This is a genomic window from Carboxylicivirga caseinilyticus (genome assembly GCF_050589785.1).
In the GTDB taxonomy this organism is placed as follows: domain Bacteria; phylum Bacteroidota; class Bacteroidia; order Bacteroidales; family Marinilabiliaceae; genus Carboxylicivirga; species Carboxylicivirga caseinilyticus.
Genome location: NZ_JBNGOX010000046.1, coordinates 38698 through 50249, shown reverse-complemented (window position 1 = coordinate 50249; position 11552 = coordinate 38698). Strand labels below are relative to the sequence as shown.

Below are 11552 nucleotides of genomic sequence, written 5' to 3'. Positions count from 1 at the left end.
TTCAATTCAAATCGTCACGCTATTAAAAATCGCTACAAGTACGACTAACAAAGAATTTCAAAGATCGTTTTTTAATCTTAATCGCCCACTAGTGACCTCACCTCAAACAACAGGAAGAGAAAGATACCTTTCAAATGCTCATATAGATGCTGAACTTACTTCATGGTTAAAGGCATCGTACCGTGTTGGACTTGATTATTACAATAACAAATACAAAAGTATCAGAGAAGTTGGTACTACTTCTCTTGACTGGTATCGAGGTGGTATTTCTGAGAATAATACACAAAACAGTTTGATTACCTCTTTATTTACCATTTCCGGAAATAAAGAGATAACCACCGGACTTCAATTGGATTATGTTGCAGGACATAATGTTGAGATCCTTGATAATAAGTCACAATCGTTAGTCGGTCAGGTTTTTATTGAACCAACATTTAAAAGTCTGAATAACATTGCCAAAGAAAACAAAGACTTGACAGTTGCTCATAGAAGACGTCGCTTAATTGGTGTATTTGGCGATTTAAGATTGTCATATAACAATACATTCTTATTTGGAGCTACTTACAGAAATGACTGGAGTTCAACCTTACCAAAAGAAAACAATTCTTTCGATTACTATTCGGGGAATGTAGGTGTAATAGTTTCGGAATTATTACCTAAAAACGAAGTTTTGACTTATGGAAAAATACGAGTATCCGTTGCTCAGGTTGGTAAAGATGCTCCGATGTATATGACAACCACAGCTGTTAAACAATGGACTGGCCCAGGCGGTGGTTATTTGAACGAATGGAGTGCAGGTAACTCAGAATTGAAACCAGAAACGACCACATCCATTGAAGCAGGTTTTGATGCAAATCTCTGGATTGATCGCTTAGGCGTTAACTTCACCTGGTACCGTGAACGAAGCGAAGACCAGATTATTCAACCAAGGGTTAGTCAGTCAACAGGATATATCCTAAAATACATCAACGATGGTTCTATTCAAAACAAAGGTATTGAACTAACCATAAGTGTAAAACCCATTAAAAAACCTAACTTTTCATGGGACATTATTGCTAACGTAACAAGAAATGAAGGAACTGTTCTTAAACTACCTGAGACCCTTCCTATACTTTATGTAACCGATACTCAATTTGGTTTTGCAAAAGCAGGTGCCGTTCTTGATGGTCCTTTCTTAGGTATTATCGGACAAAAATGGGAAACTGTTGAAGAAGGCGAATATGCAGGACGAGTGGTTATTGGAAGCGATGGTTATCCTGTTACAAATAATGATTACACTAACCTTATGGGTAACAGAGAACCGGATTTACTGTTAGGAATCACCAATCAATTTACCTATAAAAACTGGTCGTTTAACATGTTGTGGGATCTTCGTTTTGGAGGCGATGTGCTAAATGCAACAGAATGGGCAATGGTTAATTCTGGCCTAAGCGAAACAACACTTGACAGAGGTACAACCAAAGTATTCGATGGAGTAGTATTAAACAGCGATGGTACTTATTCAGAAAACACTCAAAGTGCAGAGTTAAATCAATACTACTATCAAAATATCTATACCCAGGAAGCTTCTCATTTCATCGAAAATGTTAATTGGGTGAGGTTACGAACTGTCAATCTTACTTATGTTCTTCCTAAGACCTTAACAACCAAGCTTCATCTTTCAAGAGCTTCGGTTAGTTTAATCGGAAATAATTTGTTACTGTTTACAAACTACTCAGGAATGGATCCTGAAGTTAGTATGAGTGGTGCCGGGTCAAAAGGATCAGGTTCATCTGGAGTTGATTATTGTGGTGTACCAGCTACAAAATCAATGAGTGTAGGTTTAAATATTTCATTCTAAATTGAATCTCAAGAAGGTATGAAAAGATTTAAAAATCAATTGAAACTCAAAAAACAATTACGAATGAAGAAACTTATTTATATACTTTTTTTCCCGTTAGCAGCCCTTTTAATGGTGAGTTGTGAAGACTTTTTAGATGTCAATTCTGACCCTGAAAACCTAACGGACGATAAGATTGATGTTAGTTTACGTTTAGCATCAATTGTTGAACAAACCAATGATGCTTATGGTAGTATGGCATTTCGTATTTCAAATATCTCACAAGAATTATATAGATACAACAGCGGCCGTAATGGTACTCGAATGCCCTATTGGAATCCGGTGATAAGTGACTTTACATGGCCATGGCAGGTTATTTTTGTTAATGTTGGTTCAAGCAATAGAACCATGATAAAAATGGCGCTTGAAGAAGGTTCTTATCATTATGCCGGTGCAGGTATGATTATGGAAGCTTTTGGTATGGATTTTCTGATGGCAGCACATGGCGATCTTATTTATGAAGAAGCTTTCCAACCGCAAATAATCATGCCAAAATTCGATGATCCGGAAGAACTATATTATGCTTTAATCGACAGAGTTGATGAGGGTATTGCACAATTGCATAAGGAGCAAGCCGCTGGAGTTTCATCATTATCAGCAGGAGATTATCTGTTTGATGGAGATGTTGACTTATGGATTAAGTTTGGATATGGAGTAAAAGCCCGCTTATTGCAGAAAATAACCAAAAAGGCAATCTATGATGCGGCTGCAGTTATCGACTGTGTTAATAAATCATTTCAGTCGGTTGATGAAAGTCCGCGAGTAGATTTCCCGGGAGGAGACAACACAAATCTTAATAGCTTGTATGGTCCCCGACAAATGGGAAGCAGATGGGTTTTTGGAGATCATTATGTGTCATATTTCACACATGAATACACTGGAGCTCCTTCACCTCAACCAGCATTGGACCCAAGAGCTGAATTTTTATTAGCTCCTAATATTAACGGAGAATACAAAGGTTTGGATTTCCATGCTGAATTGCCTTATTATCTTGGTTACCAAGATTCACTTGAATGTAATTTGGCAGGAACCTACTATTTTGGTAATGAAAAATCAAATGAATTATTATCGTATGAAGAATTACAATTCATTAAAGCAGAAGCTCTTTTTCTTCAAAACAAAAAAGGTGAAGCATTAACAACAATGCAAAATGTGATTGAAGCCAACATGCGTAAATTAGGTGTAGCAGAAGCTGATATTACCGAGTACTTGTCAAGCAACGCACTTCCGCAAAGTGCAGATGAGTTGACATTAATGAATATAATGACTCAGAAATTCATTGCACTACCTTTGGGGTCACCAGAAAGATGGGTTGATTTAAGAAGGTACGATTACAGCACTGATGTTTTTCCTGCTTATCAAAAACCAACTGCTGCTGAAGTTCCGGTATGGTATGGTGAAAGATATATGAGAAGAGCACCAACACACACCTACGAGTTACAATATAATGAAGCCAATGCCATTGCAATCGGGGCAGCGGAGCAGGATTATCTAACCAAAAATTGCTGGTGGGACGAACCTTAATAAAAAATTGTTTAAGTTGATATTTTAGTATCCGGGGTTGTCAATACGACAGCCCCTTTTTTAGTGAATCATTAAACAAATATCATCCTTACTAAACAATATACTACTTCCTGAAAACCAGAATTGAAAGAGCTTTTAATCTAGCCTTATTTTTCAGAGAAAGTAAGTATAAAAGTGATAATAATACTTTGAGAATGATTTAATCGTTTCTATTTTTAAAATCTGTAATACGTAATACAACATTTCAAAGTAAATGAGTGCATTTACGATCAGTCTTAAATCAAAGCAATGAAAAACATCACATAAGAAATATATTCTGATATGGCCATTATCACTAAAATTGAAATCATAAAACTAAATATCCCTTACAAAGAACCATTTGTAATTTCTTTAGGGGTAATTCCAAGTGCAACAAATGTTGTTGTAAAACTGCACTCTTCTGATGGTTTAATTGGCATTGGCGAATGTGCTCCTTTTGTATTTATTGTTGGAGAAACACAAGAAACTGTTTTTGAACTTTCGAAGATGATAGGAAAAATGCTCAAAGGCAAAGATCCATATTGTCTTCAAGAAAGGTTAATGGAAATAGAAAAGGCGGTTCATAACAATTACACTATGAAAAGTGCATTTGATATGGCCCTATATGATCTGGCAGCTAAAAAAGCAAAACTACCGCTTTACCAATACCTTGGAGGATCGAACAACAGGGAGATATTTACTGATATGACCATTAGTATTGGCAGTCCTGAGAAAGTAGCAGCAGATGCTAAAAATTTTATGGATGCAGGTTTTCCTGCCATAAAAGTTAAACTAGGAACTAACCTCAAGGATGATGTTGCCCGCATTAAAGCCATTCGGGAGGTAGTAGGTGGTTCTTATCCAATTCGAATTGATGCCAATCAGGGATGGGATGTGATTACAGCCATTAAAACACTGAAAGCTCTGGATAAATTTAACATTGAGCATTGTGAAGAACCAATACCTGCATGGAATTATTTACAGCTCCCAAAAGTGAGACAACAAAGTCCCATTCCTATCATGGCCGATGAATCACTTTTCACACATTACGATGCTATGAAACTAGCCAAAATTGAAGCCTGTGATTATTTCAATATAAAATTTTCAAAATCAGGAGGAATTAATACCGCTCTAAAGATAAACTCCATCGCCGAAAGTGCTGGTATTAAATGCCAGGTGGGTTGTATGTCCGAGTCGCGTTACGCTTTAACAGCTTTGATGCATTTTGTTTTGGCATGCCCTAATGTTGTTCATTACGATATTGATTCATCATTAATGTTGGCTGAAGATCCTGTAATTGGAGGAATCGAATATCAGGGTAAAGGACAATGGAAAATTGGAGACTCAATAGGCATTGGTGCTGATTACAAAGAAGATGTATTGGCCAATTCTGAAACTACTATTCTATAATTATGAGCCAAATTAAAAATATTACCAGCGAACTTATTCTTGAAAGTAAAGTAGATACAGAAGTGATTATCAACGGACAAAAGATGCTTTATTTTGCAGGTGTAGGATATTATCAGTTGCAAAGTCATCCAAAAATAATTGAAGCTGGCATTATAGCTCTTTCTGAATATGGCATTACAACAGCCACATCACGATCTATCAATGGAACCAATCCGATTTTAAAGACTTTGGAAGTTTCACTGGCTGAATATTTCTTGTGCGAAGATGCAATTTATCTGCCATCTGGTTACATGAGCAATATGGCAGGTTTATTGGCTTTAAAAGATCAAAACAAATTTACACATATCTTTATTGATGAAGATTCGCATTATTGTTTGAAAGATGCAGCCATTCTCTGCCAGATACCCGTCAACACTTTTCTCCATTGCCAGCCGGATGATCTGGAAAGACAATTACAAAAACTAAATAAAAACCATAAACCTATAATTCTGTCGGATGGCATGTTTCCTGTGTATGGAAGAATCGCACCGGTTAATCAGTACCTAAAGCTGGCTGAAAAATACAATGGTCTGGTTTGGATTGATGATGCCCATTCAGTTGGTATTAATGGTGAATATGGTAAAGGAACGTTTGAGCACTTCAGAATTGCATCGGATCAATTGCATATGGGGGCAACCTTATCAAAAGCCTTTGGAACTTACGGCGGATTTGTGGTTGGTTCTGAAGAATTTATCTCAAAGGTAAGATCAACCAATATCCCCAAAGGAACAACAGCACCTCAAAACGCTGCCATAGGAGCTTCTATTGAAGCGATCAGACTTTTAAAAGAAAATCCTCAATGGAGAAAAGATTTATGGAATAATGCGCTCTACCTTAAACAGGGATTGCAAAAAATTGGAATTAACATGGAAGTAAATGCTATTCCTGTTGCTGCATTCCATCTAAAGGATGCCAGTTATATGAAAATGATTCAATCCAAACTGATGAAAAAAGGAATTTACATTCAATTTCTGAATTACATCGGTTCGGGCGCTGAAGGAGTACTTCGAATTGTTGTATTTTCAACTCATACCCAACAACAAATTGATTGTTTAATTAATGAACTGAAGGCTGTTTTATAGCTTTACCAGGACAGATCAAAATAAAGAAACGAGCACATCATCAAAAGATATGCTCGTTTTAATATAGTCTGTAATAATAAAAACTAGTTGGTTCGATAAACTAACTGCCCCATATTTAATGGCGCTCTGTCTCCCACTTTTATATCACAATTACGAATTTCAACATCAGTTGCATTATCAATATAAAAACCGGAAGTCTTGGCTTTTACGATGCCTTCCATCTGACACGGCCTTCTGTCGTACATACCCCCTTCATAATCAGTTGACCTGTTAAGATTTACCACAACACCATCAAAAAGAATATTTTGTATTTTATCTTTCGATTCAGCACTTACGTAAACACCATTTTCACTTCTGCAAACAATATCACGGAATACTATATTTTTTACCTGCCCAACTTTTCCTTCTGTTGCACCTTTAGGGAAACGCCAGCTTGCATCCTTATGATTGATATTGGCTCTTCGGTAAGCTGTAACATATAGAGGTTCTGATTTACCCCACCATACATCACTAAAAAACTGACTTTCGATAATGATATTTGAAAACAGCACATCAGATACCACTCCCTCATCCCTGTTTTGAATACCAATACCTCTGTTACTTGCTAAAATTGTACAATTATTAACCGTGACATTTCTTATGGTATCCATATTCTCCGATCCTATCTTTAAAGCACATGATCTGGAAGACATCAGACAATTGGTAACCACAATATTCTCGCAAGCACCATATTCCTCAAACTCGCGTCGGTTTTTAAGGCAAATGCTATCATCGCCACTTTTAATATGACAATTACTGATTCGAACATTCTTGCTATGATCCAGATCAATACCATCACTATTTCTGATTTTCAAGCTATTGTCAATGGTTATTCCATCAATAACAACATCATCACAACCAATTAAATGAACCGTCCAGTAAGCTGAATGACGAAAAGTAACATCCCTGATACGCAGATTCTTCACATTCGTCAATGTCAAGACATGCGGACGAGGATCTTTTACTTTAAATGGCAATAACTCGTATGAATCGTCCAGTTCTTCACCCATAAAAGAAATTCCATTACCATTGATCACACCTAATCCTGTAATGGCAACATCTGTGAGGTTTTCTCCTCCGATCCAAATCATTCCTTCACCTGGATTATATCGGAATGCACTTTTCTGATAAACCGAAGTATCAGGGTTAGCAAGCAAGGTAGCACCCCCTTCGACACAAAACTCCATCTTCGAAACCAAATCAAACGGCCCCGTAACAAAAACACCATCACCCGGTATAATAACCTTACCTCCACCGGCTTCCTGACATGCCTTAATGGCTTTACTTATCGACTCTGCATTATCTGTCATACCATCAGCTATGGCACCATAATCAGTAATATCAAAAACCTTTTGTTTTTCAACTTGAGGCTGACAAGCCCAAAATAAGATCATCAATAGAGCTGCCGCACTTAACCTGAAAGCATATAATTTCTTAATTAATAAATTTATTTTTTGAAAATGCATAGTATTTATTTTAATCATTTACATTTATATGTATTACAATAAATTACTTGGTGGAAAACCAAATTGTTTACGAAAACAACGGCTGAAATAATAAGGATCGTTAAAACCCACCATGGTAGATACCTCTGATACGTTATTCCTTTTTTGCTTCAATAATTCAACCGACTTCTTAAGTCGGATAGTTCTTATAAACTCATTAGGCGACAAATCTGTAAGTTCCTTAATCCTTCGGTAAAGAGTAGATGAACTGATTGCCATCTCGGAACAGATGAGATCACCCGTCAGCTGAGTATTACTTATATTCTTCTCTATTACATCTTTTACCTTCAAAATAAACTCTTCGTCAACAGGTGAATGGGCCAGAATCTGAATATCACTTTCCACATCCTGAGAGAATTTTTCTTTCAGGTCCACCCTGTTTTTAACAATATTTTCGATACGGGTTTTTAATAACGGCGGATCAAAAGGTTTGGCCAAATAAGCATCGGCCCCCAGCTTATATCCTTTAATCATATTATCATGATCTGATAATGCGGTTAAAAGAATAACCGGAATATGACTGATTCGCTCATCACTTTTAAGGTGGGTACAAAACTCAAACCCATCCATAACAGGCATCATAACATCAACCACACAAAGAATGGGTTTTTCCTGGATACAAATACGCAAGCCTTCTTCTCCGTTCTTTGCTTCATATACTTTGTAAAACTCTGATAGATATTCAGCAGCATATTTACGCAGTTCAGTATTGTCTTCAACCAATAAGATTTTTTCTTTCAGTTCTATCGATTTTGAATCCATCTTATTTTCTGAGACCTGAACTTCGCTTGCATCACTCGATTTCAACTCATAATCGAAAACTTCATCATCACTGTAGCATTCTCTATCGATTGGGATTATTACATAAAATACACTTCCTCTGTCAGGAACACTTTGTACCTCAATGCTGGCTTTATGCACCTCAACCAAGGACTGTACAAGAGACAGACCAATACCCGATCCGGTATTTTCCTGTTTACTGTCTTCAACCTGATAGAATCTGTTAAAAATTTTTTTCTGACTTTCGAGTGGAATTCCAACTCCATCGTCACTTACTTCTATCTTCAACTGACGAATATTGTTCTCGTCACCAGAGACTGATGCATACAAATCAACATGACCATTTTTATGGGTGAACTTAATGGCATTTGACAATAGATTAAAAATAATCTTATCGTATTTATCCCGGTCTATCCAGCCCGTAATTTCTTCTTCGCAAGTAAATTGATAGTTTATCTTTTTGTCTTTTGCATATTCTTCAAAAGACTGAAAAGCATTTTTTGTGTACGCAAGAATATCAGTTTTGGCCACTTTTAATTGCAATTGTCCCGATTGTGACTTACGGAAATCCAACAATTGATTAACCAAATACAATAACCGGTTCGAATTCTGCAAAATAAGGCTTAACCTATTCTTTTGATATTCGTTAGCTCCTCCTTCATCGGCCAATTGTTTGGCCGGACCAAGAATCAATGAGATAGGAGTTCTAAGTTCGTGAGAGATATTCGTAAAGAAACGAAGTTTTTCATCATTTAATCGCTCATCATTTTCGTGCTGAACCTTCTGAAACTGCAACTGCTGCCTTAATTCAATGCTCTTTTTTAATTGGCGATAAACCAGGAATAATGTAATTGACAAAACTGTAAAAACCAATAAGATGGCTTTAAATGTCAACCAAAAAGGAGGATTTATTTTTATCTGATATACAGATTCTTCACTCCAGTACCCACTGCTGTTAGAAGCTCTTATCTTAAACTGATACTCTCTCGGATATAAGTTGGTATACTGAACATTGGCTAAAACACCATCTGTTGTAATCCATTCTTCATCATATCCTTCCAACATATATTGAAACTTGTTCAGTTTATTATTTACATAAGAGGGAGATGAAAATGTAAATGAGAAATTCCGATTAGCATACGCCAGTTCCAATTTTTTAGAGAAATTCAGATCCTCTTTCATTAGTATCTGACGATTAATGGTATCTCCCGGTAATACAACCTTATTTTGAATCTTGACTTCCGTTATAAATGGCGGTTCCGAAACCATATTATCTTTTAATCCCTTAACAGGAAAACTAATAACACCATCCTTACCCGTAAGATAAATAATTGAATCGTTAAACAGGAGAAATCCTTTATTACTGAAAATATCCAAACGATTTCCGCTTCCAACATCATAAACATTTAACTCCGAATTCTTGGGATTGAATTTTCCTACCTTTCCATTGTTTAGATTTAACCATAAATAACCATCTGGACCTGTTAAGATATCAGTTATCCAATTATTATGTACCTCAGGCGGATCGTAAACCGGAACAAAGTCCTGCTTTTCCTCATCAAAATAATTCAGTCCTAATGTTGTTGTTAACCATAGCGTTCCCAATTCATCAATACAAATATCCTTAGCATAATCATTAGATATACCACTCGTCGTTTCCGCATCTGCATTAAACCGTTTCACTTCATTCTTCTCGATATCATATTGTACAACTCCCGTTTCTGAAGCAAGCCAGATAATTCCATTCTTGTCGGCAATCACATCGTTTATTTCCAGGTCAGGAAATAACCGCTGTAACTGATGATCAATATTTTTATTAAGAGGGTTGTAAATAACTGCTCCTGAGCCATGAGAACCTATTAAGAGTCTGCTATCATTTAAAGGGGCAAATGCAAAAACAGGTTCAGGATCAAATCCAAGATCCAACAACTTTGTTGATTTATTTAAATAATTATATATCAGAACTTTTCCATCCCACAATCCACAATAGAATATTTTCCCATCCTGTGTATAAATTCCTGAAATCTCTTTAAACCTATCAGCCAGCAATTTGAAATAACTACCTTGTTCAATGAATAACCCATAATTATGAGTAGCTATAAGCAGTTTATGGTCGAAGGTTTCGGCATATCCTGAAATACGAGGTAGTTGAATAGCTGCTTCACCCAAAAAGTTCTTCTTTATTTTATATTGATTCTTGAACGGATCATATTTATCCAATCCATTCTCCGTCCCAATCCAAAGCACTCCAGAGCGATCAAAATAAAGAGCTGATATTGAATTATCAACCAGTGAGGTCTTTTCTGTAACATTGGCATAGTGCCTCTCGAACTTACCCCCTGAAATATCTTCAAGGCGATCGCAAACAATCAGGCCACCGATTGTACCTAACCAATATTTGCCATCAGGAGCCTGTGTTATGCAGTTAAAGTAAGGACCTAAAGCTTCGCGAACAGTGTTATCATGAAACGGTAAGGGATAAAATACATCTTTGTCCTTATCCCATTTATATAATCCCTCGCGTGTACCAACAAACATGTCTGATTTATCATCCTGGTAGATGAAATTAAGATATGGGTTTTGAACTGCAGAACCTTCAATGGGCAAATTGTACTTTTTAACAGTAATGATGCTACCTCTTTTATCTAATGTCAACCTTGCAACTCCACCCGTTTCATAACTACCAATCCATATATGGCCGTTAATATCTTCAAAAATCGACTTTATATATTTGAAACCATCAATATCGATTCGTTCAAACCTATCTTCCCCAGGTATAAAAATACAAAGACCTTCATTTTTAGTACCGATCCATAGTCTTTTTAAATGATCGATATACAACGATCTGATTTCATAATCAGGTATTGAATTCGGATCATTTGCATCAGGTAAATAGTTTTTAAACTGATGTGTTTTATAATCGTAACTCGACAGACCACCCCGGGAACCAATCCACATCTGATCGGAATCATTATCAACAATTACAGTTGTTATATCATTAACATAAATACTGCTGTATGGCTTATAATTCCTGATAAAAGGAGTGAAATTTTCCCCATCAAAACTATTTAAGCCCTTAAAAGTACCTAACCACAAAAAGCCATGTCTATCCTGCACAATCTGACGAACCGAATTATGTGACAAGCCATTTTCAACACTATAATGCTCCAGTTTAATATCGTCAGCCAAAACTTTTACTGAGATGCAAGAAAGAAGTAATATGATTAGAACCCGAATCATTTATATATGCTACATTTTGAGTTATACTCTAAGTTA

Annotated in this window: 6 protein-coding genes; 4 read left to right on the top strand and 2 right to left on the bottom strand. The window is 36.3% G+C overall.

The genetic code is table 11. The features are described 5' to 3' along the window. The 4 genes from ACRD62_RS18890 to ACRD62_RS18875 form a co-directional block, all read left to right on the top strand. Positions 1 to 1840: outer membrane beta-barrel protein (locus ACRD62_RS18890; protein ID WP_430821672.1), on the top strand; the 1840-nt coding region annotated here is incomplete at its 5' end. Positions 1841 to 1903: 63 nt separating this feature from the next. Further along, positions 1904 to 3403, top strand: coding sequence for a SusD/RagB family nutrient-binding outer membrane lipoprotein (locus tag ACRD62_RS18885; RefSeq protein WP_430821671.1), 1500 nt, complete (start codon positions 1904 to 1906; stop codon positions 3401 to 3403). A gap of 321 nt (positions 3404 to 3724) precedes the next feature. Further along, a complete protein-coding gene (locus tag ACRD62_RS18880; RefSeq protein WP_430821670.1) occupies positions 3725 to 4831 on the top strand; it encodes a mandelate racemase/muconate lactonizing enzyme family protein in 1107 nt (368 codons plus the stop codon). Between the two features lie 2 nt (positions 4832 to 4833). Beyond that, the gene (locus tag ACRD62_RS18875) at positions 4834 to 5952 is read left to right on the top strand and encodes an aminotransferase class I/II-fold pyridoxal phosphate-dependent enzyme (protein WP_430821669.1); all 1119 of its coding nucleotides are present in this window, start codon (positions 4834 to 4836) and stop codon (positions 5950 to 5952) included. Positions 5953 to 6035: 83 nt separating this feature from the next. Here the strand turns inward: ACRD62_RS18875 and ACRD62_RS18870 are convergent, their stop codons facing one another. Beyond that, on the bottom strand, positions 6036 to 7457 hold the full coding sequence (locus tag ACRD62_RS18870) for a glycoside hydrolase family 28 protein (RefSeq protein WP_430821668.1): 1422 nt from the start codon (positions 7455 to 7457) through the stop codon (positions 6036 to 6038). Between the two features lie 33 nt (positions 7458 to 7490). Further along, complete coding sequence (locus ACRD62_RS18865) at positions 7491 to 11516, bottom strand: hybrid sensor histidine kinase/response regulator transcription factor (protein ID WP_430821667.1); 4026 nt, start codon at positions 11514 to 11516, stop codon at positions 7491 to 7493. Positions 11517 to 11552 lie beyond the last annotated feature (36 nt).